General features: G+C 59.9%; 29 protein-coding genes. 16 read left to right on the top strand and 13 right to left on the bottom strand.

Annotation, left to right across the window (positions count from 1 at the left end; translation table 11 throughout):
• Positions 1 to 46 precede the first annotated feature (46 nt).
• Positions 47 to 760 carry a response regulator gene (locus tag ACVWYU_RS14710; RefSeq protein ID WP_390959871.1) on the top strand — a complete coding sequence of 238 codons (714 nt, stop codon included), beginning with the start codon at positions 47 to 49 and terminating at the stop codon, positions 758 to 760.
• A 125-nt stretch (positions 761 to 885) separates the two neighbouring features.
• Here the strand turns inward: ACVWYU_RS14710 and ACVWYU_RS14705 are convergent, their stop codons facing one another.
• Positions 886 to 1,926, bottom strand: a complete 1,041-nt coding sequence (locus ACVWYU_RS14705; RefSeq protein ID WP_390959576.1) for a patatin-like phospholipase family protein — start codon at positions 1,924 to 1,926, stop codon at positions 886 to 888.
• Between the two features lie 220 nt (positions 1,927 to 2,146).
• On the opposite strand from ACVWYU_RS14705, the gene ACVWYU_RS14700 reads away from it, so the two are divergent.
• The 3 genes from ACVWYU_RS14700 (at position 2,147) to ACVWYU_RS14690 (ending at position 4,205) form a co-directional block, all read left to right on the top strand.
• Entirely contained in the window at positions 2,147 to 2,425 is a 279-nt protein-coding gene (locus ACVWYU_RS14700; protein ID WP_007991739.1) for a hypothetical protein, read from the top strand.
• Positions 2,426 to 2,474: 49 nt separating this feature from the next.
• Complete coding sequence (locus ACVWYU_RS14695; RefSeq protein ID WP_457372975.1) at positions 2,475 to 3,242, top strand: CHAD domain-containing protein; 768 nt, start codon at positions 2,475 to 2,477, stop codon at positions 3,240 to 3,242.
• Positions 3,243 to 3,407: 165 nt separating this feature from the next.
• Positions 3,408 to 4,205 (top strand): acyl-CoA thioesterase, encoded by a 798-nt coding sequence (locus tag ACVWYU_RS14690; protein WP_457372974.1) that lies wholly within the window; start codon positions 3,408 to 3,410, stop codon positions 4,203 to 4,205.
• Here ACVWYU_RS14690 and ACVWYU_RS14685 read toward each other — a convergent pair whose 3' ends face one another.
• The 4 genes from ACVWYU_RS14685 to ACVWYU_RS14670 all read right to left on the bottom strand — a co-directional run bounded on the left by ACVWYU_RS14685 (position 4,206) and on the right by ACVWYU_RS14670 (position 7,498).
• The gene (locus ACVWYU_RS14685; protein ID WP_047527128.1) at positions 4,206 to 4,571 is read right to left on the bottom strand and encodes a terminase; all 366 of its coding nucleotides are present in this window, start codon (positions 4,569 to 4,571) and stop codon (positions 4,206 to 4,208) included.
• A 226-nt stretch (positions 4,572 to 4,797) separates the two neighbouring features.
• The gene (locus ACVWYU_RS14680; RefSeq protein ID WP_457372973.1) at positions 4,798 to 6,279 is read right to left on the bottom strand and encodes a methyl-accepting chemotaxis protein; all 1,482 of its coding nucleotides are present in this window, start codon (positions 6,277 to 6,279) and stop codon (positions 4,798 to 4,800) included.
• A gap of 205 nt (positions 6,280 to 6,484) precedes the next feature.
• The gene (locus tag ACVWYU_RS14675) at positions 6,485 to 7,294 is read right to left on the bottom strand and encodes a TatD family hydrolase (RefSeq protein ID WP_457372972.1); all 810 of its coding nucleotides are present in this window, start codon (positions 7,292 to 7,294) and stop codon (positions 6,485 to 6,487) included.
• A gap of 66 nt (positions 7,295 to 7,360) precedes the next feature.
• Positions 7,361 to 7,498, bottom strand: coding sequence for a hypothetical protein (locus tag ACVWYU_RS14670; protein WP_159437782.1), 138 nt, complete (start codon positions 7,496 to 7,498; stop codon positions 7,361 to 7,363).
• A gap of 31 nt (positions 7,499 to 7,529) precedes the next feature.
• Between ACVWYU_RS14670 and ACVWYU_RS14665 the strand changes: the two genes are divergently transcribed.
• The 3 genes from ACVWYU_RS14665 (at position 7,530) to ACVWYU_RS14655 (ending at position 10,048) form a co-directional block, all read left to right on the top strand.
• Positions 7,530 to 8,951, top strand: coding sequence for an MltF family protein (locus tag ACVWYU_RS14665; RefSeq protein ID WP_247255423.1), 1,422 nt, complete (start codon positions 7,530 to 7,532; stop codon positions 8,949 to 8,951).
• Positions 8,952 to 9,054: 103 nt separating this feature from the next.
• The gene (locus tag ACVWYU_RS14660) at positions 9,055 to 9,489 is read left to right on the top strand and encodes a DoxX family protein (protein ID WP_090318016.1); all 435 of its coding nucleotides are present in this window, start codon (positions 9,055 to 9,057) and stop codon (positions 9,487 to 9,489) included.
• A gap of 250 nt (positions 9,490 to 9,739) precedes the next feature.
• The gene (locus tag ACVWYU_RS14655) at positions 9,740 to 10,048 is read left to right on the top strand and encodes a hypothetical protein (RefSeq protein ID WP_090318019.1); all 309 of its coding nucleotides are present in this window, start codon (positions 9,740 to 9,742) and stop codon (positions 10,046 to 10,048) included.
• Positions 10,049 to 10,059: 11 nt separating this feature from the next.
• Here the strand turns inward: ACVWYU_RS14655 and ACVWYU_RS14650 are convergent, their stop codons facing one another.
• The 3 genes from ACVWYU_RS14650 to folE all read right to left on the bottom strand — a co-directional run bounded on the left by ACVWYU_RS14650 (position 10,060) and on the right by folE (position 12,600).
• Positions 10,060 to 11,598: a cryptochrome/photolyase family protein gene (locus ACVWYU_RS14650; RefSeq protein ID WP_457372971.1), complete on the bottom strand. Its 1,539-nt coding sequence runs from the start codon at positions 11,596 to 11,598 to the stop codon at positions 10,060 to 10,062.
• A 24-nt stretch (positions 11,599 to 11,622) separates the two neighbouring features.
• Positions 11,623 to 11,928 (bottom strand): DUF6482 family protein, encoded by a 306-nt coding sequence (locus ACVWYU_RS14645; RefSeq protein ID WP_090318024.1) that lies wholly within the window; start codon positions 11,926 to 11,928, stop codon positions 11,623 to 11,625.
• Between the two features lie 111 nt (positions 11,929 to 12,039).
• On the bottom strand, positions 12,040 to 12,600 hold the full coding sequence (gene folE, locus ACVWYU_RS14640) for a GTP cyclohydrolase I FolE (RefSeq protein ID WP_457372970.1): 561 nt from the start codon (positions 12,598 to 12,600) through the stop codon (positions 12,040 to 12,042).
• A 556-nt stretch (positions 12,601 to 13,156) separates the two neighbouring features.
• On the opposite strand from folE, the gene greB reads away from it, so the two are divergent.
• Positions 13,157 to 13,648, top strand: coding sequence for a transcription elongation factor GreB (gene greB / locus ACVWYU_RS14635; protein WP_390959596.1), 492 nt, complete (start codon positions 13,157 to 13,159; stop codon positions 13,646 to 13,648).
• Between the two features lie 36 nt (positions 13,649 to 13,684).
• Here the strand turns inward: greB and ACVWYU_RS14630 are convergent, their stop codons facing one another.
• Together ACVWYU_RS14630 and ACVWYU_RS14625 are read right to left on the bottom strand one after the other, a co-directional pair.
• Positions 13,685 to 16,189 (bottom strand): ABC transporter permease, encoded by a 2,505-nt coding sequence (locus tag ACVWYU_RS14630; RefSeq protein ID WP_390959598.1) that lies wholly within the window; start codon positions 16,187 to 16,189, stop codon positions 13,685 to 13,687.
• Entirely contained in the window at positions 16,189 to 16,872 is a 684-nt protein-coding gene (locus tag ACVWYU_RS14625) for an ABC transporter ATP-binding protein (protein ID WP_457372969.1), read from the bottom strand. The genes ACVWYU_RS14630 and ACVWYU_RS14625 overlap by 1 nt, the downstream gene beginning before the upstream one ends.
• A gap of 10 nt (positions 16,873 to 16,882) precedes the next feature.
• Between ACVWYU_RS14625 and ACVWYU_RS14620 the strand changes: the two genes are divergently transcribed.
• The 3 genes from ACVWYU_RS14620 to ACVWYU_RS14610 all read left to right on the top strand — a co-directional run bounded on the left by ACVWYU_RS14620 (position 16,883) and on the right by ACVWYU_RS14610 (position 18,913).
• The gene (locus ACVWYU_RS14620) at positions 16,883 to 17,488 is read left to right on the top strand and encodes an arylesterase (protein WP_090318041.1); all 606 of its coding nucleotides are present in this window, start codon (positions 16,883 to 16,885) and stop codon (positions 17,486 to 17,488) included.
• 56 nt (positions 17,489 to 17,544) lie between these two features.
• The gene (locus ACVWYU_RS14615; protein WP_003226812.1) at positions 17,545 to 17,838 is read left to right on the top strand and encodes a hypothetical protein; all 294 of its coding nucleotides are present in this window, start codon (positions 17,545 to 17,547) and stop codon (positions 17,836 to 17,838) included.
• A gap of 103 nt (positions 17,839 to 17,941) precedes the next feature.
• Positions 17,942 to 18,913: a L,D-transpeptidase family protein gene (locus ACVWYU_RS14610; RefSeq protein WP_390959602.1), complete on the top strand. Its 972-nt coding sequence runs from the start codon at positions 17,942 to 17,944 to the stop codon at positions 18,911 to 18,913.
• Positions 18,914 to 19,037: 124 nt separating this feature from the next.
• On the opposite strand, the gene oprI is transcribed toward ACVWYU_RS14610, so the two are convergent.
• Positions 19,038 to 19,289, bottom strand: a complete 252-nt coding sequence (oprI, locus tag ACVWYU_RS14605) for an outer membrane lipoprotei OprI (RefSeq protein ID WP_003199355.1) — start codon at positions 19,287 to 19,289, stop codon at positions 19,038 to 19,040.
• A gap of 642 nt (positions 19,290 to 19,931) precedes the next feature.
• On the opposite strand from oprI, the gene ACVWYU_RS14600 reads away from it, so the two are divergent.
• Positions 19,932 to 20,219 carry a GNAT family N-acetyltransferase gene (locus ACVWYU_RS14600; protein ID WP_020800382.1) on the top strand — a complete coding sequence of 96 codons (288 nt, stop codon included), beginning with the start codon at positions 19,932 to 19,934 and terminating at the stop codon, positions 20,217 to 20,219.
• Between the two features lie 73 nt (positions 20,220 to 20,292).
• On the opposite strand, the gene ACVWYU_RS14595 is transcribed toward ACVWYU_RS14600, so the two are convergent.
• Positions 20,293 to 21,369 (bottom strand): 3-deoxy-7-phosphoheptulonate synthase, encoded by a 1,077-nt coding sequence (locus ACVWYU_RS14595; RefSeq protein ID WP_090318048.1) that lies wholly within the window; start codon positions 21,367 to 21,369, stop codon positions 20,293 to 20,295.
• Positions 21,370 to 21,497: 128 nt separating this feature from the next.
• Positions 21,498 to 21,941 (bottom strand): PilZ domain-containing protein, encoded by a 444-nt coding sequence (locus tag ACVWYU_RS14590; RefSeq protein ID WP_247255438.1) that lies wholly within the window; start codon positions 21,939 to 21,941, stop codon positions 21,498 to 21,500.
• On the opposite strand from ACVWYU_RS14590, the gene ACVWYU_RS14585 reads away from it, so the two are divergent.
• The 4 genes from ACVWYU_RS14585 to ACVWYU_RS14570 all read left to right on the top strand — a co-directional run bounded on the left by ACVWYU_RS14585 (position 21,940) and on the right by ACVWYU_RS14570 (position 24,808).
• A complete protein-coding gene (locus tag ACVWYU_RS14585; RefSeq protein WP_248916228.1) occupies positions 21,940 to 22,326 on the top strand; it encodes a thioredoxin family protein in 387 nt (128 codons plus the stop codon). The two genes, ACVWYU_RS14590 and ACVWYU_RS14585, sit on opposite strands and share 2 nt — an antisense overlap.
• Complete coding sequence (locus ACVWYU_RS14580) at positions 22,323 to 23,279, top strand: putative 2-dehydropantoate 2-reductase (protein ID WP_247255440.1); 957 nt, start codon at positions 22,323 to 22,325, stop codon at positions 23,277 to 23,279. Before ACVWYU_RS14585 ends, ACVWYU_RS14580 begins: the two co-directional genes overlap by 4 nt.
• Positions 23,280 to 23,303: 24 nt before the next feature.
• Entirely contained in the window at positions 23,304 to 24,209 is a 906-nt protein-coding gene (locus tag ACVWYU_RS14575) for a 5'-nucleotidase (protein ID WP_090318062.1), read from the top strand.
• A 95-nt stretch (positions 24,210 to 24,304) separates the two neighbouring features.
• Positions 24,305 to 24,808: a universal stress protein gene (locus ACVWYU_RS14570; protein ID WP_090318066.1), complete on the top strand. Its 504-nt coding sequence runs from the start codon at positions 24,305 to 24,307 to the stop codon at positions 24,806 to 24,808.
• Positions 24,809 to 24,879 lie beyond the last annotated feature (71 nt).

Raw genomic sequence — 24,879 nt, 5'->3', positions numbered from 1 at the left:
TGAAGCCTGATACCCTTTGGAACTCTCCATGCCGCGACCGGAAACCATGAGCCAGACCGCGACCATTTTGGTCATCGACGACGAACCGCAGATCCGCAAATTCCTGCGCATCAGCCTCGCTTCCCAAGGCTACAAAGTGCTGGAAGCCGGCACCGGCACCGAAGGCCTGGCCCAGGCTGCGTTGAACAAACCGGACCTGCTGGTGCTCGACCTTGGGCTGCCGGACATGGACGGCCAACAAGTGCTGCGCGAATTTCGCGAGTGGTCCAAGGTGCCGGTGCTGGTGCTTTCGGTGCGCGCTGGCGAAGGGCAGAAAGTCGAAGCGCTGGATGGCGGCGCCAACGACTACGTGACCAAGCCGTTCGGCATTCAGGAGTTTCTGGCGCGAATACGCGCGCTGTTGCGCCAGGCGCCGGTGGGCGAGGCTCAGCAAGCGGCACTGACCTTCGGTCCGCTCACCGTGGACCTGGCCTATCGCCGGGTGTTGCTCGATGGCGCCGAAGTCGCGTTGACCCGCAAGGAATACGCGGTGCTGGCGCAACTGGCGCGGCATCCGGGGCGGGTCATCACCCAGCAGCAGTTGCTCAAGGACATTTGGGGGCCGACTCACACCGAGGACAGTCACTATCTGCGGATCGTGGTCGGGCATCTGCGGCAGAAACTGGCGGACGATCCGACCCAGCCGCGGTTTATCGTGACCGAGGCGGGCGTGGGGTACCGGTTGTTGAGTGAGGGTGGTCTTCAGGCTGGTGCTGGCTGATCGGGCCCCATCGCGGGCAAGCCCGGCTCCCACAGGCTTGAGCGGAACACAACATTTGTGAAGGCCACTGAACTTGTGGGAGCTGGCTTGCCAGCGATGAGGCCATTGCATCGACTCGAGAAATCTCAGGACTCGCGCTCGCTCTCATAACGATCCAGCGTGTCCCGCGCAATCTCGCGTCCCAGCGCGATCAACTCCGGCGCCTTGTAGAACTCGAAAAACCGGCACACCCGCTTCGGCACGTTGATCAGGATGTCCGGCGGGTACCCGGCAATCTTGTACTGCGCCAACGACGTCTGCATCACCTCGAAACTCTGGTTGATCAGGTCCAGCAAGGACGCCGGCCCGACGTTGTCGATGATGAATGAACCGGTGGCGGATTTCGGCGCGCCGTCGCGTTCAGGCGCGGCAGCCGGTTGCTGGGCCTCGGGTTCGGCGGATTCGATCCAGGGGTTGATCTCGGCTGCTGCTGCCAGCAACGCTTCTTTTTCCAGCAGCAACAATTGCTCGGCCGGCTTGCGCCGGAACGGCATCTTCGAACCGAGGGAATTGATCAGTCTGTCGAAGCGGGTCTTGAACGCGGCCGGGCGTTGGATCACCGGCAGTTGATAGTGTCGCTGGTTGGTGGAGTTGAGGTTGACGGCGATGATCAAGTCGCAGTGACTCGATACCACCGGCACGATCGGCAGCGGGTTGAGAATGCCGCCATCCACCAGCATGCGATTGCCTTGCATCACTGGCGTAAACAGGCTCGGAATCGCCGCCGAAGCCCGCATGGCCTGGTGCAGACAACCTTCCTGGAACCAGATTTCCTGTTGGTTGGTCAGGTCGGTGGCCACCGCCGTATAGGGGATGCGCAGGTCTTCGATATTGATTTCGCCAACGATCTTGCGGATCTGTCCGAAGACTTTTTCCCCGCGTATCGCTCCCAGGCGAAAACTGACGTCGACAAGGCGCAAAACGTCGAGGTAATCCAGGCTCTCTATCCAGTTACGATACTCATTGAGTTTGCCGGCGGCATAGATCCCGCCGACCACCGCGCCCATGGAGCAACCGGCAATGCAGGCGATGTCGTAGCCACGCCGCTCAATTTCTTCGATAACGCCAATATGGGCATAGCCGCGGGCTCCACCTGAACCCAATACCAGTGCGACACGCTTCTTCATGAACCGCCCTCGTTTTAATGGTTCAACAATGCACCTATCGTGGGGCGTGCTTCAATCGTTATGGTCGTTCGGTGGGGTGGATGCGTCGTTTTTTCGACATTCCATGGCGGCGGGTGGTTATTCTCGCGAGCGCTATAGTTGCTCTGGCGATGGACGGCACTTTTCCCGCGCCAGACCGTCCTACGTGGATGATTGTTTACCTATCTTTGAGGAGTGAGTGATGAAAGCCTGGATTTGTGTGCCATTGATTGCCCTGGCGCTTGCCGGTTGTGCCGGTAAAACCGCTTACCGTGACAGTTGCGGCAGCAACCTTGACGCCGCGTGGCATGAACTGGACCTGGCCAAAGCGGAAGGTTTCGCCGGGACAGTCAGTTACTCCAAGGCATTGTCACTGTTGACCGCGGCCAAGACCCAACAGCAATTCGAGGGTTTTGAAGGCTGCTCCCACAAGGCCGAGAAGGCACGTTTCTATATTCGTGAGTCACGGGCGGGGCGTTGAGGCATGATGTGAGGCTGCCATTGGGGTAATCCCGTTCAAGGAGCAAGCGATGTCTACCTTGATTGACCGGTTAGTCGCTCACGTTTTAGGGCTGGATGTCCATCTGCTGGCCTGCCAGGCGCGCTTGAGTGCCCACACTGACCCGGAAGCGCTGCACGAACTGCGCACCACCGTGCGTCGATTGCGCAGCCTGTTGCGGCCATTGCGTGGCTTGCCCGGTGTCGAACAACTGGAAGCGGCAGCCTCTGCGGTTGGCCAATTGACCACGCCCTTGCGCGATCGCGAGGTGCTGGCGGCGTATCTGCTCCAGCACGGTCAACCCGAGGCGGCGCAGCGGCGCATGGCGCAGATGGCCGAAGCCTATCCTGCGGTGGCGGTCAGTCCTGAACTGGCGCATTTGCTGATGATCGTCGATGCCTTTCCGCGGTTCCTGCGGGCCGCCCAGCGTCAGGGCTTGCTCAAGGGCCTGCGCAGGCGCATCGAAAAGCGCCTGGCCAGGCAATGGAAGAAACTCGACGAGGCCCTGCACGACCCTGCCCATGACCGTCATCGTTTACGTCTGCTGATCAAGCGCGTGCGTTATGGCATCGAAGCCTATCCCGAACTGGATCGACTGCCAGCCAAGGCTTTACCTCGCTTGAAGTCCGCGCAAAGTGCCCTGGGTGATTGGCATGACTGCTGGCAATGGCTGGCCAGGGCAGAGCAGGAGGCGGATTTGCAGCCCTGTGTCGCAGTCTGGAAAACCACGATGGTCAATGCTGAGCAGCGTGCTGATCGTGTCCTGGATAAGCTCAGCAAGGCCTGCTTCAGACCCTGAATACACTCAGGACTTGATGGGGGGCGAGGTTGCCCCTCACAGGCTTCCTTGCCCCACATCAATCCCGTTCGGCTTATCTGTCATTTAATTTGGCCGTAATCATCACTGTGCCCGCCGCGCCGGCTGGTTAACATTCCTTCATCCTTTTCCTGCCTTGAGGTTTGCATGCGTTTTTCCGATCTGCTCGATGCTGTCCGTCGCCAGCCGCTGGAGCTGTCCATTCCGGCCGGATGGGCTCAGGGCCGAGCCAGTTTCGGTGGCCTGGTGGCTGCCTTGCAATACGAAGCCATGCGCGCCAGGGTACCGGCGGATCGGCCGGTGCGTTCGCTGGCGATCACCTTTGTGGGTCCGGTCGAGCCGGAAGTGCCGGTCAGTTTCGAAGTCGATGTGTTGCGCGAAGGCAAAGCCGTCAGCCAGGTGCTGGGCCGGGCCATGCAGAAGGGGCAGGTGGTGACGTTGATCCAGGGCAGTTTCGGCGCCTCGCGCCCTTCGGAAGTGGCGGTGACGGCGCAACCGGCCCCGGAAATGAAACACTGGGACGACTGCCAGGAACTGCCCTACATCAAGGGTGTAACCCCGGAATTCATGCGGCACCTGGCGATGCGCTGGAGTGTCGGCGGGCTGCCGTTCACCGGCAACACATCGCGTCAGATGGGCGGCTGGGTGCGTTTGCGGGGCGATGTGAAGGAAGAGCCGGTCACGGAGTCGCACATCCTGGCACTGGTCGACGCCTGGCCACCGGCGCTGATGCCGTTTCTAAAGAAGCCGGCGATGGGCAGCACCCTGACCTGGACCATCGAATTCGTGCAGCCGTTGCTTGAGCTGAGCACCCTGGACTGGTGCAAATACCTCGTCGAAACCGAACATGCCGCCGACGGCTACGGCCATGCCGCCGCGAAGCTGTGGGATGCACAAGGCCGGTTGATTGCCATGAGCCGCCAGACCGTGACGGTGTTCGCCTGATCAATGACGGCGGTGGCGTTCACGCCAGGCGCGCCACCAGCCGCCACTGAAGAAAAAACGCGGGAAGGTCAGGAACTGCTCGACCAGCAGGCGCGAGACGGCATCCTTGCGATCACTGAACGGCTCGGACGCTTGCGCCTCCAGGCTGTGCCCGTGACGTTGCAAGGCCAGCGCGGCCAACAGGCCGATCACGCCGATGGCGATGTTCACGAAACTCAAGCCGAACACTCCGGTAACAATCAACAGGAACCCCAGGATGAACAGCGGCACGGCAATCAGGTGCAATACCAGATTGGTCGGATGCTGATGATTGTTCGGGTAGGCGCGCCATTGCCACGCGGGAAGGTTGGGGTGACGTTTACCCATGATGCTAATCCTCGATCCATGTTGAACACATGATTAAAGGATAGGTCTGGCCGCCGAGAGCGGCGAATCAAGCTTGGCTATTGAGGTGATAGAGGTCATGGTCAATATTGATCCTGACCGGGCCGGTCTCATCGCGAGCAAGCTCGCTCCTGCAATGGAATTTTGTCAGACCACAATATGTGGCCAAGGACTATCCCTTTGAGCGAGCCTGCTCGCGATGACTCCCTCACAGCTTGAGTTGCCCGATGGCCTTGCTCAACTCCCCGGCCAACGCCGCCAGGTCATTGCTGGTCGTTGCCGAGTTGACGGTCTGGCGCACCGTGTTCTCGGTGACATCGCGAATGCTCACCACCGCCCGATTCATCTCCTCCGCCACCTGGCTCTGCTGCTCGGCCGCCACGGCGATCTGTGTATTGCTTTCGCGCATTTGTGCGACCGCGCCAGTGATTTGCGCCAGCGCCGCCCCCGCTTCCTGGGCCTGTTGCACGCAGTCGTCGGCCTTGAACGAGCTCTCTTGCATGAAGTCCACGGCATCCCGGGTTCCGGCCTGCAGCGCGGACACCATCACGGTGATTTCGTCGGTAGAGGCCTGCACGCGTTTGGCCAGGTTGCGCACTTCATCGGCGACCACGGCAAACCCGCGCCCCATTTCACCAGCCCGGGCCGCTTCAATCGCCGCGTTCAACGCCAACAGGTTGGTCTGCTCGGCGATGCTGTGGATCACATTGACCACGCCGTTGATCTTTTGACTGTCTTCGGCCAGACGCTGAATCATTTCGGCAGTCTGCTGCACCCCGGTGGACAAACCGGCGATCGATCTCTGCACGCGCATGACCACTTCCTGCCCACTGCCGGCCAGGGTATCGGCCGATTGCGAGAGATCGCGGGTGGCACCGGCGTGCTGGGCAATGTGATAAACGGTGGCGGTCATTTCGTTGATGGCCGTGGCAGCCTGATCTGTCTCGCTTTGCTGGCCGAGCATGCCGTGGCGCACCTCGTTCATGCTCAGCGCCAGTCGCGCGGCACCGTCGTCCAGTTGCCGGGCGGTGCTGGCTACCGTGTTGACCACCCGTTGATAACCCGCCTGCATGGCGTTGAAGGCGTTGGCCATCTGCCCGACTTCGTCGCTGCACGCCAGGGGGACGCGGGCCGAGAGGTCGCCGGTTTTTTCGACGTGGAGCATCACGTCCTTCAAGGTGTTGAGCTGGCTGAGCAGGAAGCGGATCAGCAGTTGCGAAGCCCCAAGCATCGCCAGCATCAGGATGAACACGGCCACGGCGTAGTTGGCAAAACGCTCGCTGAACACTTGGCTGAGGCTCGGACCATGGGCGATCACTGCGACCTGCTGACCATCGGCGCGGGTGAATGCCTCGGCGCCAATGAGCAGGTTGTCACCGAACAACGGCATGGAGTCGATCTCGACCCAGCCCTTGGCATCGGTCAGTTCCAGCACAGGTTGCCCATTGAGGAGCGGGGCATGTCCGCGATCGGAGGTCAGTACATTGTCAGCTTTTGGCAACGGCTGTCCCGCAGGCCAGGCGCCGAGTAATCGCGCCTGGGCCTGGACCGATGCCTGGGCGGCATGACTGCGGGCTTGCTGTTCCAGCTGCACGGCGTATAGCACCAGCAGCAGGGTGGTGACGAAGGCGACGGCATTCACCGCCCAGAATTTGTACTTCAGCGAGATATTGCTAAGCCAGGCACCCATGGAGGTTTTCTCTGATAGCGGAAACAGCATTGGCAAGGTGCCAGTATTGTGCCGCTATGCAGGTTGCCGAATGTTGACATGCGTCAATGAGCCACCGCTTCACCCTGTGGGGCGAGCTAGCTTGCGATGGCGGTGAATCAGGCGCCGATAATGTTGACTGACACTCCGTCATCGCGGGCTAGCCCGCTCCAACAGGGTTTGATGATTACTCGGGAATCGAAGGCAGGCCAAAAAACACCCGCGCGCAGGCTGTGGTGTGAGCGGCCAGATCTTCCTGGCTCTCCCCGCGATGCAACGCCACTTCGCGCAGCACTTCGGTCAGGTAGGCCGGTTCATTGCGGCCATTCTTCGGCTTGGGCCGAAGGCTGCGTGGCAACAGGTACGGTGCATCGCTTTCGAGCATCAGGCGCCCGCGCTTGATCTCCTTGACCAACGGATGCAAATGGGTGCCCCGGCGTTCGTCACAGATCCAGCCGGTAATACCGATGTGCAAGTCCAGATCGAGGTAACTGAAGAGCGCCTTCCGTTCGCCGGTGAAGCAATGCACCACGGCGGCGGGCAGGTGATCGCGGAAGTCACGCAGGATGTCGAGCAGACGCTGGCTGGCGTCCCGCTCGTGAAGAAAAACGGGCAACTGCAATTCGACCGCCAGCGCCAGATGCTCCTCAAGGACTTTTTCCTGCTGCGGGCGCGGCGAGAAATCGCGGTTGAAATCCAGGCCGCATTCACCCACGGCGACCACGTTCTGTTCCTTGAGCAAACTGCGCAAACGCCGGGCACTGTCGGCGTTCCATTCGCTGGCCGAATGGGGGTGAATGCCGGCCGTGGCGAACAGCCGTTGAGCGCTTTCGTCCAGTTGCTGGCACAACTCCAGCGCCTGTTCGCTGCCCTCGACGCTGGTGCCGGTGAGCACCAATTGGCAAACCCCGGCCGCGTAGGCGCGGTCGAGTACAGCCTGGTGTTTGTCGGCAAAACTGGGGTTGGTCAGGTTGACGCCGATATCGATGAGTTGCATGGTGCTACCTCGGACCAAAGGCCGGAAAGCATATCAGAGCTGTAGATTTATAAGAAAAACCAAGAACTACAACGAGTTAAAGCTGTCTTTTGATGCCACGAGCCAGGACAGGGTGGTTGATGTGCCATCACTGTGCCAGTCTTTCGCACTTTGCCAGCGCTCCAGGCGCTCTGTTTTTTCGTTTGATTTCATGAAATCACTCATGTGATCAACCTGAATTCTTTCCGGAGAGTGGATGATTCGTCCCTCGGTTTTGCTACTGCTGTGTTGTTCGCTGCTGCTGCCGATGCCGGCGGTTGCGCGTCTGCCCGGGCCGCTACAAGCCGTGCCGGCGACCAAGGTGCGTGACTTGACGGAAATCCGCAGCAGTCGCGTGTTGCGCGTGCTGGTCAATCAAAGCCGCAACAGCTCCGGCGAAGTCCAGGGACAGCCCATTGGCGTCGAATACCACCGCTTGCGGGCCTTCGAGCAATACCTCAATGGCTACGCCCGTGATGGTCAGGAAATCACCCTCAAGATCATTCCCAAAGCCAAGGATCAATTGCTCGGCGCGCTGCAGCGCGGGGAGGGTGACCTGGTCGCGCCGGGCGAGTTGCTTGACCTGCAGGCGGGTTACGCCGTCAGCACCAGTGAACCGATCGCCAGCAACATCCCCCTGGTGTTGGTCGGCATAAAAGGCGAGCGCCGGTACACCCGCCTCGAACAACTCTCGGGTAAAACCCTGGCCTTGCCCACCGGCAGCGCTGCCGGGGACGCCGTCAGCCAGATCAATCAGAAACTCGCCCTGCACAAACTGCCGCCCGTGAAGATCGAGTGGGTCGATCCGACACTGGCGGTCGAGGACGTACTGGAGATGGTCCAGGGCGGGATTTTTCACCTGACCATCGTCGAACAACCGATCGCAGAGCGTTGGGGCAAGATCCTGCCCAAATTGCGTTTCGATCGGCAGGTGCAAATCAGGGATCCGGGCGAGGAGTTCTGGTTCGTTCGCCGCGACGCGTCGATGCTGCGGGCCAGCATCGATCGCTTCCTGACCACTTATAAGAAACCGTCGGATCAGGATGCCGATTTCCTGCGGATTTATCGGCGTCTGTATCAAGTGCACTATCCCTTGGCCAAGGAAGACCGCCAGCGCCTGGAAAAGCTGCGCCCGGTGCTGCAGAAACATGCGGATGCCCAAGGGATGGACTGGCTGAACCTGGCCGCGCTGGCGTTCAAGGAGTCCGCCCTGCAACCCGCGGCCGGCGGTGGCGACGGTCCGACCGGCCTGATGCAGATCACCTCGTCCGCGGCTCAGCGCGTAGGCGTCAACAACATTCAGAATCTGGATGCCAATGTGCAGGCCGGGGCCAAGTACCTGGCGATGATTCGCCGCAAGTTCTTCTCCAGCCCGAAACTCAACGAGCGTGAGCGCATGGCGTTTGTGCTGGCGGCGTACAACATCGGTCCGGAGCGGGTGCAGGGGATGCGCGCCGAAGCACGGCGTCGAGGGTTGAATCCGAATCAGTGGTTTTTCCAGGTGGAACGCATCGCCATGGAGCAGGTGGGGATGGGACCTGTCAGCTATGTTAATAGTGTGAACAAGTATTACCTGGCGTTCGATCGGGAGCGGGAGTCGTTGGAGCCCCAGGGGCAGAAGGTTGCCCTACGAAAATGATCGAATAAACTGATTGTTATGGCGGGTTTTTTGCGCTTTTAACATGATATTTACTGATTAATATAGCGGCCAACCAACCCATACTCTCTAAGGATGACGCAGCATGAGCACACTGATTAACAAGGTTCTGTTTACCCGCGCCGGCTATGGCCTGACCGTTCTGCGAATTTTTGTCGGCATCATCTTCGCTGCCCACGGCTCGCAAAAACTCTTTGGCGCGTTTGGCGGTTATGGCCTGGCCGGCACCGCGCAGTACATGGAAAGCATCGGCCTGGCGCCGGGCTATCTGATGGCGACACTGGCGGGCGGCACTGAGTTTTTTGCTGGCCTGGCCTTGATCATCGGGTTGCTGGTGCGCCCGGCGGCACTGGGCCTGACCTTCCTGTCGCTGGTGGCAATCTTCTCGGTGCACATCCACAACGGCTTGTTCATGGCCAACAACGGTTATGAGTTCGCCCTGGCGCTGCTGGGTGGCAGCATCGCCGTATTGATCGAAGGTGCGGGCAAGCTGTCGGCCGACCGCGCCATCGCCGGCTGACCGCTCTGACTCAACCCATCAGGCCCGCATCGCGCGGGCCTTTTTGTTGCGCGTCATTCTTGACACTGTCCGGTCAGCTTCAATAGGATGCTCGTCATGCGCCGATTTAAACAGCTACTTGCGGGGCGCCAGGTGACTCATCGAGTGGCCGTCAGAAGCTTTGAAAAGAGGCTTCGAAATACCGCTAAAGCGCTGGTTCGGTGTTGCCTCTCACCTGCCATGCAGACTTTTGAGGCAGAGACACGACACGATGAATGCACTCAGCCCCGTTGTACGTCCCGCGCCGATTACGGCACATCTCACCCAGCGCAATCCAAAAATCCTGCTTGGCGGTAAACATCAGCCGACGCTCTTGCGTTATCTCGATGGCTGGCCACGTCGTTCCGGTGGACCGGCAGCGTTCCTGATCCAGTTTGTCGAGGACGGAGAGTCCCTGGCCCGGTTTGCCAGCGACAGTTTCGATCTGGCGGTCATTCAATCGCCCAGCGCCGCAGAGGCGGTCGAAGTGATCAGGCAACTGACCCGTGTGGCCCGCCAAGGGCTTATCACCCGTCGCTGAAATTCAGCGTGCTAAAACGCTTCTCCGGCATCCAGTTTGGCAAGCAGATCCTGGCCACGTTGCCAGAGTGCCTGCTGCTTGGCGTCTGACATGCGGTCGAGGTTTCTGTAAACCATGGCCATGCGTTGATTACCCCGCAGCAGGTCGCGATGGCGCATCAGAAAATGCCAATAGAGTGAGTTGAAGGGGCAGGCGTCCTCGCTTGTGCTTTCACTCACCTTGTACGCGCAGTCACGGCAATAGTCAGACATGCGTTTGATGTATTGCCCGCTGGCGCAGTACGGTTTCGAGCCCAGATAACCGCCATCGGCGTGCATGACCATGCCCAGTGTATTGGGGAGTTCTACCCAGTCGAAGGCGTCCATGTAGATCGCCAGGTACCAGTCGCAAATCTGGCTCGGGGCCACGCCGACGAGCAGTGCAAAGTTGCCGGTCACCATCAGTCTCTGGATGTGATGAGCGTAGGCATGTACCAGGCTCTGGCCAATCGCCTGATGCATGCAGTTCATTTGCGTGTCGCCGGTCCAATAGAACTCCGGCAACGGCCTGCTGTTACCGAAGAGATTGCCGCTGGCGTAGTCCGGCATTTTCAGCCAGTAGACGCCACGCACGTATTCACGCCAGCCGATCAGTTGCCGAATAAATCCTTCGGCCGCATTCAGCGCAATACTGCCGGACCAATAGGCGGCTTCCACATCACTGCACAGCTGACGCAGGTCCAGCAGACCGATATTGAGCGCCGCGCTGATACGGGCATGGAACAGAAAGGGTTCGTCGCTGGCCATGGCATCCTGATAATCGCCAAAGGCGGCCAGGCCATAGTCCAGGAAGTAGTCCCACAGTGCCTGTGCCTCGGCGTGGGTCACGGGATAGTCGAAGGTGTCCAGGGAGCCGTAGTGGTGGCTGAAGTGTTTGCTCACCAGCGCTATTACTTCTCGGGTTATCGAGTCCGCGCAAAAGCGTGCCGGGTACGGAGGTTTTACGCCTTTGGGCAAGGCCTTGCGGTTTTCTGCATCAAAGTTCCAGGCGCCGCCCACTGGAGTGCCGTCGCCATTGATCAGCAGGCCACTCTTGCGCCGCATCTCGCGGTAGAAAAACTCCATTCGCAGCTGCTTTTTGCCTTTCGCCCAAGCCGAGAATTCGTCACGGGAACAGAGAAAACGCGTATCGGCATGCCACTGGACCGGTAAGCCGACATCCTTGATCGATTGCTCCAGGCGCCAGTCACCGCACTCAGTCAGGTGTAATTCCTCCGGCTGCAACAGTGACTGCCAGCGATGTAACTCCCCAGGCACCGAGCCGGTGTTGTGCGGATCATCCAGGGCGATGTATTGCACACGGCTGCCACGTTGCCGCAACGCCTCGGCAAAATGGCGCATGGCGCTGAAGATAAGCGTGATTTTTTGCGGGTGATGGGGGACGTGGCTGGCTTCCTCCATCACCTCTACCAGCAACACCACATCGAGCTCGCTATCCAGCCCCTTCAATGAGGCCAGATCAAACGATAACTGGTCGCCCAGGACCAGGCACAACCGACGGGTCTTTTTCATCGGGCAGTGGCCGAGTTCACAGGCTCACCAAGGCGCAGCCAGCGAAAAAGGCATGCGCATCGACTCGATGGGGCCTTCGCGCACGCCGCACATCTCATCATGAACACACTGCTGCACCAGCACGCAGGGAAAGGGCGGGACAAGTTGCAGCAATTCACGCAGGTGACTGACGGAGCGCAGGTGCATCGGTTTCGCGGCATCGTCCAGCAGCGTGAACTGACCGTGATCCAGCCTGACACGTGCCAGATAAAAACCGCCCTCCAGTGACAGCAGCTCAAGTTCGCGGATTTCGCCCTTCGAGGCCCGCTCGGTCAACGCTTGCAGATTCAAGGTGCACTCCTTGCCTACCAGAGTAGGCGTTCGCTGTCATAAGCAGAGAGATTGCCGCTATCGGCAGGCGCCAGGCAGTCAATCGGGGATAACCGTTTTCCCGTCCGGAAGTTAGGGGCGGCGCCCGATCAGTTGCAGGAACTCCTGGCGCGTTGTGGACGACTCACGAAAGGCGCCGAGCATGACCGACGAGGTCATCACCGAGTTTTGCTTCTCTACGCCGCGCATCATCATGCACATGTGCTTCGCTTCGATAACCACGGCCACTCCGGCGGCATCGGTGATGTGCTGGATGGCTTCGGCAATTTGTCGGGTCAGGTTTTCCTGTATCTGCAAGCGACGGGCGAACATGTCGACCACTCGCGCCACTTTCGACAGGCCCAGCACTCGCCCTGTAGGGAGGTAGGCCACATGAGCCTTGCCGATAAAGGGCAACATGTGATGCTCGCACAATGAATACAGCTCGATGTCGCGCACGATGACCATCTCATCGTTCAGCGATTCGAACAGGGCGCCGTTGATCACGTCCTCCAGGCTCATCGTGTAGCCGTTGCACAGGTATTGCATCGCTTTGGCCGCGCGCTTGGGCGTGTCCAGCAGTCCTTCGCGCTCTGGGTTCTCGCCGACGCCGACGAGAATTTCACGGTAATGCTCGGCTAATGATGGGTTCACGTTGTTTTTCTCAGCCATACGGCCTTCAGGAAAGGGACTCCCCTGGCGGCAGGGGAGTGCTGGTCACTCAAGGTTTGATGCCCCCACGCCCGTCACCCAGCGTTCATCGGCGAATCTGTCATGAAGGGATGACTGGCGCAGCGGTTCAGGAACCCGATTTCCCGAGCGCCGAGCGGGCATTCACCGTCAACGTACTGTGTGGAGTGGTTCGGTGTTTGTTGTACATAAGCTAAGTTGTTGTATAGGTTTTGTATAAGATAGGCGGAAAAAAACCGACTGACAATGGTCGCCACGCTTCTCCGTGACACTGGCTCCCTGGGTGAGCCGGATAAGCGACACACAACCTGCATCGGCAAGAGCGTCGAGGGTTCATGGAGACGCCAGCCACTCTCTCTCAATGCTGATCGTGTCCACTCCCATACTTGATGCGGTTTACCTGAACGCAGCTGGCTGAAGTTATGATACGAACGCGCCGGGATACCGGCGTCTTCGCTGTGAACCCGTGGACAGGGCGCTGCACATTCGTGCCCGGATAATTGTTAGTGAGAGGCCCGTCTTGAGCACCAACATCATCACGAAGGAAGGTCATGAGGCTTTGAAGCAGGAGCTTGATTTCCTTTGGCGAGAAAAACGCCCCGACACCACGCGCAAGGTCACCTGGGCGGCATCGCTGGGGGATCGTAGTGAAAACGCGGATTATCAGTACAACAAAAAGCTGCTTCGGGAAATCGATCGGCGCGTCCGATACCTTCGCAAGCGGCTTGAGGATGTACGGGTTGTCGAGTATTCACCCGAACAGGAAGGAAGGGTGTTTTTCGGGGCCTGGGTCGAAATCGAAAACGAGGCAGGGGACATCAAGAAATTCAGGGTCGTGGGGTATGACGAGATCTACGGTCGCAACGATTACATCTCGATAGATTCGCCGATGGCGCGTGCGCTTCTGAAGAAAGAGGTAGGGGACGAGGCCGTTGTGCAGACCCCCACCGGAGAAGTGTTGTGGTGGATCAATGAGATTTCATACCGCAAACAGGATGAGCCCCTCGAATAACTGCAATCTTCAGGGACCGGTGCAGGGTTGAATGTATCAACCCTCGCGCAGGACTGTCAGGGGGCTGGCGTTCAGGGCGCGGCGCGTGCCGAACACCCCGGCACCGCCGATCAGTACGGCCCCGATCAGCGGCAGCAGCAACAGCCACGGATGTGGATGCCAGGGCAGGTCAAAGGCGAAACGGTAAAGCACCAGGCTCACGACCTCCGACCCCAGCGCTGCCAGTAATCCGCTGACGGCGCCCAGCAAACCAAATTCGATCCGCCGCGCCTTGACCAGCAACTGGCGTTCTGCCCCCAGTGCTCGCAGCAGTGCGCCCTGACGAATGCGTTCATCCAGGGTCGCCTGCAGGCCGGAAAACAATACCGCCATCCCGGCCGCCAACACGAACAGCAGCACGTATTCCACCGCCAGGGTGACCTGGGCGAGGATGCTGCGCAGTTGCTCAAGCAAGGCTTCGACTTGGAGGATCGTCACTGCCGGAAAACTGCGGGACAGGTCGACGATCTGCTGATCATGGCCCGCTGACAGGTAGAAGCTGGTCAGATAAGTCGCCGGCAGATCCTTCAGGGTGCCGGGCTGGAAGATCATGAAGAAATTCGGCTGGAAGTTGTCCCAGTTGATTTCCCGCAGGCTGGTGACCTTCGCCTCGCGGTTGACCCCGCCGACACTGAATACCATGTGGTCACCGAGCTTGAGTTTCAGGCTTTCAGCGACCTTGCCTTCTACCGATACGCCAGGCACATCGTCCGGAATTTGTTCCTGCCACCAGTGGCCCGCCGTGAGTTTGTTGCCCGCCGGCAGGTCCGCCGCCCAGGTCAGGCTCAGGTCGCGCTGGATCGCCCGATCACCAGCCGAATCCTTGCTGACGATTTGCTGCACCGGTTCACCGTTGATGCTGATCAGCCGCCCTGGCACCACCGGGTAGAGGGGGGCCGATTGTGCCGACAGTGAGATCAGGCGATCAGTAAAGGCTTGTTTATCCGCGGGCAGGATGTTCAGTGCGAAATAATTCGGCGCGTTTTTGGGTAACTGGTTTTGCCAGGTGTCCAGCAACTCGCCGCGAAGCAGAGCGATCAACGCCATCGACAGCAGGATCAAGCCGAACGCCAGGGACTGACCTGCGGCAGCCAGTGGATGACGCAGCAATTGGCCAAGACCGAGGCGCCATGGCAGGGACGCACGGGCGAGCATGCGCCGCAGGCTTTTCAACAGCAGTAGCAGCAACCCACCCAATACCAGCGCCGCAATCATGCCGCCGCCCAACAGGGCGAACGTCAGCAGCAGATCCAGGCTCAGGCGCCACATGATCAGGCCCAGTGCAGCCAACGCGGCGCCATAAACCATCCAGGTACTGGACGGAATGGGCAGCATGTCGCGGCGCAACACCCGCAAGGGCGGCACCCGGCCCAATGCCGCCAATGGCGGCAAGGCAAACCCGGCCAATGCCACCAGCCCGGTACCGATGCCGGCGAAGGCCGGGAACAGGCCGCCCGGTGGCACGTCGCTCGGCAACAAGTCGTGCAGCAAGGCAAACAGACCGAGTTGCGCCAGCCAGCCAATGGCCGCGCCGCTGATGCTGGCGAGCAGTCCGAGCACGGTCAGTTGCAGACTGAACAGCACCAGGGTTTCGCGCCGGGACAGGCCCAGGCAGCGCAACAGCGCGCTGGCATCGAAGCGGCGGGTGGCGAAGCGCGTCGCCGACAATGCCACCGCCACCCCGGCGAGCAAGACCGCCACCAGACTGGCCATGTTCAGGTAACGTTCGGCCTTGCCGAGCGCACCGCCAATCTGCCGGTTGCCATCGCGGGCGTCCTGGATGCGCTGGTTGGCCGCCAGACCAGGCTTGATCAGATGGCGATAGGTTTCCAGCGCCCGGGCATTGCCACGCCAGAGCTCGCGATAACTGACTCGACTGCCGGGTTGCACCACGCCTGTTGCTGCGAGGTCGTCGAGATTGATCAGAACCCGCGGTGTCAGGCTGTAGAAATTGCCGGCACGGTCGGGTTCGTAGGTCAGCACCCGCGCCAGGGTCAGGGTTTTCATGCCGACATCGATGCTGTCGCCGATCTTCAGGTTCAGCGCGGTCAGCAATCGGGCTTCGACCCAGGCTTCGCCGGGTTTCGGCCCGCCACCATGCGTTTCCGGGGCGAATGGGGCAGGCGCGCTTTTCAGTTCGCCGCGCAATGGGTAGGCATTATCGGCGGCCTTGATACTCGACAGTTGAATGCCATTGTCGGTGGCGATGACGCTGGAAAACTCCACCACTTGCGCATGTTCGAGGCCCAGATCGGTGCCGCTTCTTATCTGCTCCGGGCGCGCCGGTGAGCTGCCCTCGAGCAACAGGTCGGCGCCGAGAAACTCGGTGGCGCGCAGCATCATGGCGCCGTTCAGGCGGGCGCCGAAATAACCGATGGCCGTACTCGCCGCCACGGCCACCACCAAGGCGAAAAACAACACGCGCAGTTCGCCGGCGCGGGCGTCGCGCATGAGTTGGCGGATGGCGAGGCTGAACAGGCGCACAAACGGCAGGCGTGCCATCAAGGCTCCAGAGGGGCGACCAGCAGGCCGGCTTCGAGGTGGATCAGGCGCCGGCAACGGTGTGCCAGGCGTTCGTCGTGGGTCACCAGCACCAGGGTCGTGCCGCGTTCCTTGTTGAGTTCGAACAGCAAGTCACTGATGCGCTCGCCGGTATGGCTGTCGAGGTTGCCGGTGGGCTCATCGGCAAACAGCACGTCGGGCTCGGCGGCAAACGCCCTGGCTATCGCCACGCGCTGCTGTTCACCGCCGGAGAGCTGGCGTGGCGAATGGGTGAGGCGCTGGCCGAGGCCCACGCGCTTGAGCAATTCGGTAGCCCGTTCACGAGCATCTTTACGGCCGTCGAGTTCCAGCGGCAACATGACGTTTTCCAGGGCATTGAGGCTGTCGAGCAACTGAAATGACTGGAAGACAAACCCCACATGCTCGGCGCGAATGCGGGCGCGCTGGTCTTCGTCGAGGTTGCTCAGGCTTTGTCCGGCGAGGGTGACTTCGCCGCTGCTGGGCAGGTCGAGGCCGGCGAGCAGGCCGAGGAGGGTGGATTTGCCCGAACCGGAGGCGCCGACGATGGCCAGGCTGTCGCCCTTGTTCAATTGCAGGCTGAGTTCGTGCAGGATAGTCAGTTCACCTTCCGCGCTGGGGACCACTTTGCTGAGGTTCTTCGCGGTGAGAATGCTTGCGCCCATGGAGAATCCGATGCGTGTGTGGTTTTTGAGTGCTGGCCTGGCCTTGCTGTGCATGGCCCAGAACGCAGCGGCGGGTACTGTCCTGATCGTTGGCGATAGTATCAGCGCCGGTTTCGGCCTGGATACCCGGGTGGGGTGGGTGTCGCTGCTTGAACAACGGCTCAAGCGCGAAGGTTTCGACGAGAAGGTGTTCAATGCGTCCATCAGCGGCGACACCAGTGCCGGAGGCCAGGCGCGCCTGCCGGCGCTGCTTGCAGAGCATAAGCCGGAGTTGGTGATCCTCGAACTTGGGGGTAACGACGGCCTGCGCGGAATGCCGCCAACTCAATTGCAACAAAATCTTGCCTCGATGATCGACAGTTCCCGTGCCAGCGGTGCCAAGGTACTGTTGCTCGGCATGCAGCTGCCGCCCAATTATGGCAAGCGTTACACCGACGCCTTCGCCGAGGTCTACAGCAATCTGGCCAACGAGAAAAACATCCCGCTGGTGCCGTTTTTCCTCGACGGCGTGGGCGGTCATCCGGACTTGATGCAGGCCGACGGCATACACCCGGCAGCCGGGGCCCAGGACAAGTTGCTGGAGAATGTCTGGCCTACCTTAAAACCGCTGTTATGACTCTTTTCTAGGCGCGGGCTTTCGGCTAAGGTGGCGCCCCCGATTTGGAGCCCCCGATGCCGCGTCCCGCCTGGTCACTTTTTGCCTATCAACTGATCGAGCCTGACGAGCAGCTGGATCTGTTCGCCTGCCAGGAAGTGCGGGTGCATCTGGTGACCCGTCAGCTGGAGCTGGGCGGCTCGGCGGACCGTACCTTGTGTGGCAGCTTGCTGCCGGCGCAGCCGCGCTGGTCGAGTGTCGATCGCCGGGTGTTCCAGGACCAGCGCCTGTGTTCGTTGTGTCGGGCGATTCTCGAGTCGCAAAAACGCGGCACCTCGCCGATCTGGCCAGAGCTGCGGTTCGAGCTGTAAATCGTCAACGATAGCAAGCTATCGGCCAGCTCCCCGAAATAACGGACGGCGGTGTACAATCGCGTCCTTATACCCTCTGTTGATCATGCGAAGGATTTTCCGGATGTTGCCGCGCTTTCCTGCCGTCACCCGCTGCCTTACCCTTGCCGCCCTGTTTGTGGCCGGCCCAGCCGCAGCGTTGGAGTTCCCCCTGCCACCACCCGGTGAGGACATCATCGGTCAGGTACAGGTGATCAAGGCCAAATACGAAGACACTTTTGCCGACCTCGGCACGGCCTATGATCTGGGCTACACGGAAATGGTCGCGGCCAACCCGGGTGTCGATGCCTGGCTGCCGGGCGCCGGCACTGAAATCATCCTGCCGACTCGCTTCATCCTGCCGCCGGGTCCGCGTGAAGGCATCGTGATCAACCTCGCCGAGTACCGCCTCTACTACTACCCGAAAGGCAAGAACGTGGTGTACACCTTCCCGCTGGGGATCGGGCGTGAGGGCTGGGGCTCGCCAATCGCCCACACCACCATCACTGCGAAAACGCCTAATCCGACCTGGACCCCTCCAGCGTCGATCAAGGCTGAGCACGCCGCCGACGGTGACCCGTTGCCGAACGTGGTGCCGGCTGGACCGGATAACCCGCTGGGGCCGTTCAAGTTCAGCCTGGGCACGCCTGGCTACCTGATTCACGGCTCGAACAAGAAATTCGGCATCGGCATGCGCACCAGCCACGGTTGCTTCCGCATGTTCAACAACAACGTGCTGGAGATGGCCGGCATGGTGCCGGTGGGTACCTCGGTTCGTATCATCAACGATCCGTACAAGTTCGGTGTGAGTGGCGGCAAGGTGTATCTCGAAGCTCACACCCCGCTCGATGACAGCGGCAACCCTTCGGTGGTCGACAAGCATACTGCGGTAATCAACGCGATGCTCAAGCGTGAAGACATCACCAACAACCTGCGCATGAACTGGGACGTGGTGCGCGACGTCGTCGCTGCAGAAGAGGGCCTGCCGGTGGAAATCGCCGTGCCGAGCAATTCCGCGCCGATGGTCACGAGTGCACCACTCGACCCGATGCAATAAGCCTTGGATAGAACCCGCCGACGCAGGCCGCGTCGGCGGGTTTTTTATTGCCTGCGAGAAACGCCGGGCAATAAAAAAGCCGACCCAAAAAATGGGTCGGCTTGATAACAATCCCGAAGGATTATTACTTGCGGCTAGCTTTGTCCAGCATGCGCAGAGCACGCTCGTTAGCTTCGTCAGCAGTCTGTTGTGCTTTTTGAGCAGCAGCCAGAGCTTCATCAGCTTTACGGTAAGCTTCGTCTGCACGAGCCTGGGAGCGAGCTGCTGCGTCTTCAGTAGCAGTCAGACGTGCTTCGGTTTCTTTCGATGCGCTGCTGCAACCGGTAGCCAGAACTGCGGCCAGAGCCAGAGCAGAGAATTTCAGAACGTTGTTCATCGTGTTCCCCTTCAAGGACTTTCCATTAATTAGCTATCTCCTCAGAGTGAGGAATTAGCCGGCATACATAGTACTCATTACTTGTCGTAAGTAAACTGACGTAAAGCAAGAAGCCTAAAAAATTGTAGGCGTTGATTCTTTTTCGAGCAACTTTTAACTGCATTGTTTAAAAAATATCCAGCTACAAGGCCCGAGCCTGAGCGAGCCAACAAGGAAAAGTTCCCCGCTCTGGAAGGCACTTCTCCCCGGTCTTGGCTAAAGTGTGTCTAGATGGATTCGTCTACACTTTCGTTCGGATCTTGTGCGGCGCCTCTCATATCTTTCTCCATGTTCAGGTGACTTTAACAAAGGGCGTTCGTCTCAAGTCTCAACATCCGGCAATGTTCAGGCTATCGACCCGGGGGGAGATCTTCGGTCGAGCCAGCCCTGCGTAACCCGGAGCGGCACCCGCCAACCTGCGTGATGACGAGCGTACCTTGAGCATTTTTGCCAATGGTGCCTACTATTTGTACGTGCTCGGTTGGGCGAGATCGGTGTAGCTCTTCTCGGTGTCCATTCAGGCACGGGGTGGCGTAGATGTTTCTTCGCCGGAAAAACATCGGTAAGGTAGGGGTCGGAATCCAAGACCCGCGAGGAGTAGTGATGAGCGAGGCGTTGTCCATCCACCATGACCAGGCTGGTCATCAGTTCGAGACCAATGTGGACGGTCATCGTGCCTACCTGACCTATATGGATCTGGGGAAACAGACCCTGGATATCTATCGCACTTTTGTGCCCAATGCGTTGCGAGGTCGCGGCATTGCGGCGGCGCTGACCGAGCAGGCGCTGCAGTACGCCGAGGAAATGGGCTACACGGTCATTCCATCGTGCTCCTATGTCGAGCGCTACATGGAGCGTCACCAGCGGCATGCCGCCAAGCTGAGCCAGTAAGCTTGATAAAACGAACGCATAAAAAAACGCCGGGCTCAGCCCGGCGTTTTTTTGTCTGCCGCCAATGGCGCGATCAGGTGCGATCGCGTTTAGGCAGCACGTCCTTGAGTTTGGCGTGCATGCTGCGCAAGGTGTTTTCGGTGGCAGACCAGTCGATGCAGGCGTCGGTGATCGACACGCCGTATTGCAGGTCGGCGAGGTCTTTCGGGATCGCCTGGCAGCCCCAGTTCAAGTGACTTTCAACCATCAGGCCGATAATCGACTTGTTGCCTTCGAGGATCTGGTTGGCGACGTTCTCCATCACCAGCGGTTGCAGGGCCGGGTCCTTGTTGGAGTTGGCGTGGCTGCAATCGACCATGATGTTCGGCTTGATCTTCGCCTTGTTCAGCGCCTGCTCGCAGAGGGCGACGCTGACCGAGTCGTAGTTCGGCTTGCCGTTGCCACCGCGCAGCACCACGTGACCGTAGGCATTGCCCTTGGTGGTCACGATCGACACGCCACCTTCCTGGTTGATGCCCAGGAAGCGGTGCGGGCTGGAAACTGATTGCAGGGCGTTGATGGCCACGGTCAGGCCGCCATCGGTGCCGTTCTTGAAGCCGACGGCCGAGGACAGGCCGGAAGCCATTTCGCGGTGAGTCTGGGATTCTGTGGTGCGCGCGCCGATCGCCGACCAACTGATCAGGTCCTGCAGGTATTGCGGGGAAATCGGATCGAGTGCTTCGGTGGCGGTTGGCAGGCCCATTTCGGCCAGGTCCAGCAGCAATTGACGACCGATGTGCAGACCGTCCTGGATCTTGAACGAGTCGTCCAGGTACGGGTCGTTGATCAAGCCTTTCCAGCCGACGGTGGTGCGTGGCTTCTCGAAATACACACGCATGACCAGATACAGGGTATCGGACACTTCGGCAGCCAGCACCTTCAGGCGCTCGGCGTATTCGTGGGCGGCCTTGATGTCGTGGATCGAGCACGGCCCGATGACCACGAACAGGCGGTGGTCCGTGCCATCAAGAATATTGCGAATGACTTCGCGGCCCTTGGTGACGGTGCGCAGGGCAGCGTCGCTCAGTGGAATGTCACGCTTGAGCTGGTCGGGAGTGATCAGCGTCTCGTTGGAGGCGACGTTTAAGTCGTTGATCGGTAAATCAGCCATCGTTTACTCGTCAGGTCACGGGTGCCGGCCGCCAGCGAACCCGCGCGGCGGAGCACAGCAAATTAAGCGCGTCGGGGAGCGGAACCTTAGCGCGTTACACCGTGGCTCGACAATGGGCAGCAATGGCTTTAATCCAGCATTGACTGTGCAAATGCCTGGCGCACGGTGTCGTGGGAAAACTCGTCGGCGTGTTCCTGAACCCATTCGAGGGCCAGCGCCTGAACTTCCTGCAGGTCATTGTGCGCGTCATGCTGGCGGCAGAAGCGCTCGATCTGGCACACCTGCTCGCCCATCCGCGCGCTGAACAGCGTCTGCTCGTCGACGAAGGCAATGCCCACCAGATAGCCGTGTTTGCGTCGCAAGCACCACGCGACGTAGCCCAGAAATCGCAGGTCGGGGTTCACGGTCGGCATGCGCACTTCCAGGGCCGTGCCATGTCGCCAGGCGCGGTGATAGTTGCAAGCCATGCCCCCGAGGCTGGTAGTGTTCAGCTGTTGCCGTGAAATACACTCAGGTGTCAGCAACGTCAATTCAACGGGCACTTCGTCAGGATGAGGAATAAAACGTCCCATGAACACGGACTCCATGTGTCGGCCATCTGACATTGTTTCCCCCAGTATAGTGGTCGAATTGGAACTGACTGATTTCGACGCCGACCAAAGGCTGCTGACGATGAGCGGCGTTTCACTGGTGATATTCACCAGCGTAGGCTGCTCCAGTTGCCGTTTTGCCCGTGAACAATTGCCGTCGCTGGATCTGGCCGTCGATCGGCTGTGCTGGATCGATGCCGGCAATAACGGTGGAGTGGTCGCGCGTTATCAGGTCTTTCATTTGCCGGCGCTGTTTGTCGTACGCGACGGTGAGTTTTTCGGGGCATTGAACTCGCGCCTGACCGCCACCGAACTCAATCGGGCGGTACGCAAGGCGCTGAGTCGAACAGCAGAGGAGTTGCCATGATGGGGGCAGTTGCCAAACCGACAATCGGTGTTATCGGAACCGGTGCAATCGGCGGTTTTTACGGTGTGATGCTGGCGCGTGCCGGTTTTGATGTGCATTTCCTGTTGCGTAGCGAATTTTCCGCGGTGGCCGAACGCGGGCTTCACGTCGACAGCGCGCCCTACGGGGCCATGACTTTGAACCCGGTCCAGGCCTATTCGACGGCTGAAGACATGCCGCCGTGTGACTGGCTGCTGATCGGCGCGAAAACCACCAGCAATGCGGACCTGGCGCCAGCCATACTTCAGGCCGCCGCGCCGAACGCCAAGGTATTGCTGCTGCAAAACGGCCTGGACGTCGAAGACAGCCTGCGTGAGTTACTCCCCGATTCGCTGCATGTGCTCGGCGGGCTTTGTTACATCTGTGTGCATCGCGAAGGTCCGGGTGTCATTACCCATCAGGCGCTCGGCGCGGTGCATGTCGGCTACCACAGCGGCCCCGCAGCCAATGAGGCGGCGCGTGCGGCAATTGTCGAGGAAGGTGTCGGACTGTTCCGTGCCGCCGGTATCGATTCCCAGGCGATGGCGAACCTGCACCAGGCGCGCTGGCAAAAACTGGTCTGGAATATTCCGTATAACGGTCTGTCGGTTTTACTCGGGGCGAGCACTACACCGTTGATGGCCGATCCCGACAGCCGCGAGCTGATCAAGGCGCTGATGGCCGAAGTGGTTCAAGGGGCCATCGCTTGCGGGCATGATGTGCCGGCGGGCTATGCCGAGCATCTGTTCATGGTCACCGAAAAAATGCCCGATTACTGGCCAAGCATGTATCACGACTTCCTGCACAAGCGCCCGCTGGAACTGGCCGCCATTTATGCCCGTCCACTGGCCGCCGCCAAAGCGGCGGGATGTGAAATGCCACGCATCGAGGCCTTGTATCGCAGTTTGAGTTTTATCGATCGACGTAACACCTGAGTCGATCAACCAAGGGGGAAGGGCATGCCAAAGGCAATTGACGACAAGCTGGTACTGGCGATTTCTTCGCGCGCGTTGTTCGACTTGAGTGAAAGCCACAAGGTCTACCTGTCGAGTGGCGTCGAGGCCTACCGGCAATACCAGATCGAACATGAGGACGAAATCCTCGAGCCGGGCGATGCCTTTCCGTTGGTGCAAAAACTCCTCAATCTCAATACCAGCCTCGGCCGCGCCCGGGTCGAGGTGATCCTGGTGTCGCGCAACAGTGCCGACACCGGCCTGCGGGTGTTCAACTCGATCCATCACTATGGCCTGGCGATTTCCCGCGCAGCCTTTGTCGGGGGGCGTAGCCCCTATCCATACCTCAAGGCGTTTGGTTGCGATTTGTTTCTGTCGACCCATGCCGAAGACGTGCGCAACGCGCTGGACGCAGGCTTCGCCGCGGCGACCATTCTGTCGGGAGGCGCCAGTCGCGCGGCCAGCGATGAATTGCGCATCGCCTTTGACGGTGATGCGGTGCTGTTTTCCGACGAATCGGAGCGCGTCTATCAGGCCGGTGGTCTGGAAGCGTTCCAGGCCAGCGAGCGCGAAGCCGCCCGTGAGCCATTGCGCGGAGGGCCGTTCAAGGGGTTCCTCGCGGCGCTCAATTTATTGCAGCGTGAGTTCCCGGACGACGCCTGTCCGATTCGCACGGCCCTGGTGACTGCGCGCTCGGCACCGGCCCATGAACGGGTGATCCGCACATTGCGAGAGTGGGACATTCGTCTGGATGAATCACTGTTCCTCGGAGGCCTGACCAAGTCAGCCTTTCTCGAAGCCTTTGCCGCTGACGTGTTCTTCGACGATCAGGCCGGTCATTGCGAACTGGCCCGCGAAGTCGTTGCCACCGGGCATGTGCCCCACGGCATCAGCAACGAGCAAAAGGTTTAAACCCCGCCGTTCAACATGTTACGCCGGGCGTCGTACCCGGCTGGGCACTGCTAAGCTGAATCAATCTCCGCCATATTGGCACTCGAGGAGGTCATATGATTCATTCGATGCTGTATGCCACTGACCTCGGCCTCTACGCACCACTGGTGATGCAGCATGCCTTGGCATTGGCACGGACATTCAATGCCGACCTCTACGTGGTGCACGCGGTTGAGCCCATGGGGCTGTTTGCCGAATCGGTGCTGCAGAGTTATCTCGACGAGCAGGCGTTGAACGAGTTTCACAGTCAGGGCCTGAACACGGTCATTGCCAACATCGAACGGCAGGTGCTCGACAGCTTTCGTGAAGAGTTGGGGGATGAGGGCGCTCAGGATCTGGAGCGGATTCGGGCGGTGCGGGTGCTGCAGGGCGACCCGTCACAGGTGATTCTGGACCAGGCGCAGAAACTCTCGGTCGATTTGCTGATCCTAGGTAGTCACAGTCACGTTGCTGGGGCGGAAACGCCTTTGGGGCGCACCGCCGCGCGCGTGTTGCAACTGGCGCAGGTGCCGGTCTATCTGGTGCCGCTGGTGCAGCGTCGTCGCCAAGGGGATCGCTAGAACACGAATAGTGGCAGTTTGATAAAAAAGTTCTAGATTTATTCTTCAAGCCATTAATATAGTTATATACC

The sequence above is a fragment of the Pseudomonas sp. TE12234 genome (genome assembly GCF_054061835.1).
The sequence above is the reverse complement of the archived record's forward strand: the minus strand, read 5'-3'. Positions and strand labels throughout refer to the sequence as shown.

Bases quoted from the DNA above. Each gene is read 5' to 3' on its own strand.
- oprI (WP_003199355.1), bottom strand. From the start codon at position 19,289: ATGAACAACGTTCTGAAATTCTCTGCTCTGGCTCTGGCCGCAGTTCTG.
- ACVWYU_RS14660 (WP_090318016.1), top strand. From the start codon at position 9,055: ATGAGCACACTGATTAACAAGGTTCTGTTTACCCGCGCCGGCTATGGC.
- ACVWYU_RS14710 (WP_390959871.1), top strand. From the start codon at position 47: ATGAGCCAGACCGCGACCATTTTGGTCATCGACGACGAACCGCAGATC.
- ACVWYU_RS14670 (WP_159437782.1), bottom strand. From the start codon at position 7,498: ATGAGTGATTTCATGAAATCAAACGAAAAAACAGAGCGCCTGGAGCGC.
- ACVWYU_RS14630 (WP_390959598.1), bottom strand. From the start codon at position 16,189: ATGGCACGCCTGCCGTTTGTGCGCCTGTTCAGCCTCGCCATCCGCCAA.
- ACVWYU_RS14570 (WP_090318066.1), top strand. From the start codon at position 24,305: ATGATTCATTCGATGCTGTATGCCACTGACCTCGGCCTCTACGCACCA.
- ACVWYU_RS14705 (WP_390959576.1), bottom strand. From the start codon at position 1,926: ATGAAGAAGCGTGTCGCACTGGTATTGGGTTCAGGTGGAGCCCGCGGC.
- ACVWYU_RS14665 (WP_247255423.1), top strand. From the start codon at position 7,530: ATGATTCGTCCCTCGGTTTTGCTACTGCTGTGTTGTTCGCTGCTGCTG.
- ACVWYU_RS14610 (WP_390959602.1), top strand. From the start codon at position 17,942: ATGTTGCCGCGCTTTCCTGCCGTCACCCGCTGCCTTACCCTTGCCGCC.
- ACVWYU_RS14690 (WP_457372974.1), top strand. From the start codon at position 3,408: ATGCGTTTTTCCGATCTGCTCGATGCTGTCCGTCGCCAGCCGCTGGAG.
- ACVWYU_RS14680 (WP_457372973.1), bottom strand. From the start codon at position 6,279: ATGGGTGCCTGGCTTAGCAATATCTCGCTGAAGTACAAATTCTGGGCG.
- ACVWYU_RS14675 (WP_457372972.1), bottom strand. From the start codon at position 7,294: ATGCAACTCATCGATATCGGCGTCAACCTGACCAACCCCAGTTTTGCC.
- ACVWYU_RS14695 (WP_457372975.1), top strand. From the start codon at position 2,475: ATGTCTACCTTGATTGACCGGTTAGTCGCTCACGTTTTAGGGCTGGAT.
- ACVWYU_RS14580 (WP_247255440.1), top strand. From the start codon at position 22,323: ATGATGGGGGCAGTTGCCAAACCGACAATCGGTGTTATCGGAACCGGT.
- ACVWYU_RS14600 (WP_020800382.1), top strand. From the start codon at position 19,932: ATGAGCGAGGCGTTGTCCATCCACCATGACCAGGCTGGTCATCAGTTC.
- ACVWYU_RS14700 (WP_007991739.1), top strand. From the start codon at position 2,147: ATGAAAGCCTGGATTTGTGTGCCATTGATTGCCCTGGCGCTTGCCGGT.
- ACVWYU_RS14620 (WP_090318041.1), top strand. From the start codon at position 16,883: ATGCGTGTGTGGTTTTTGAGTGCTGGCCTGGCCTTGCTGTGCATGGCC.
- ACVWYU_RS14655 (WP_090318019.1), top strand. From the start codon at position 9,740: ATGAATGCACTCAGCCCCGTTGTACGTCCCGCGCCGATTACGGCACAT.
- ACVWYU_RS14585 (WP_248916228.1), top strand. From the start codon at position 21,940: ATGAACACGGACTCCATGTGTCGGCCATCTGACATTGTTTCCCCCAGT.
- ACVWYU_RS14615 (WP_003226812.1), top strand. From the start codon at position 17,545: ATGCCGCGTCCCGCCTGGTCACTTTTTGCCTATCAACTGATCGAGCCT.
- ACVWYU_RS14575 (WP_090318062.1), top strand. From the start codon at position 23,304: ATGCCAAAGGCAATTGACGACAAGCTGGTACTGGCGATTTCTTCGCGC.
- ACVWYU_RS14595 (WP_090318048.1), bottom strand. From the start codon at position 21,369: ATGGCTGATTTACCGATCAACGACTTAAACGTCGCCTCCAACGAGACG.
- ACVWYU_RS14625 (WP_457372969.1), bottom strand. From the start codon at position 16,872: ATGGGCGCAAGCATTCTCACCGCGAAGAACCTCAGCAAAGTGGTCCCC.
- ACVWYU_RS14650 (WP_457372971.1), bottom strand. From the start codon at position 11,598: ATGAAAAAGACCCGTCGGTTGTGCCTGGTCCTGGGCGACCAGTTATCG.
- ACVWYU_RS14590 (WP_247255438.1), bottom strand. From the start codon at position 21,941: ATGGGACGTTTTATTCCTCATCCTGACGAAGTGCCCGTTGAATTGACG.
- ACVWYU_RS14685 (WP_047527128.1), bottom strand. From the start codon at position 4,571: ATGGGTAAACGTCACCCCAACCTTCCCGCGTGGCAATGGCGCGCCTAC.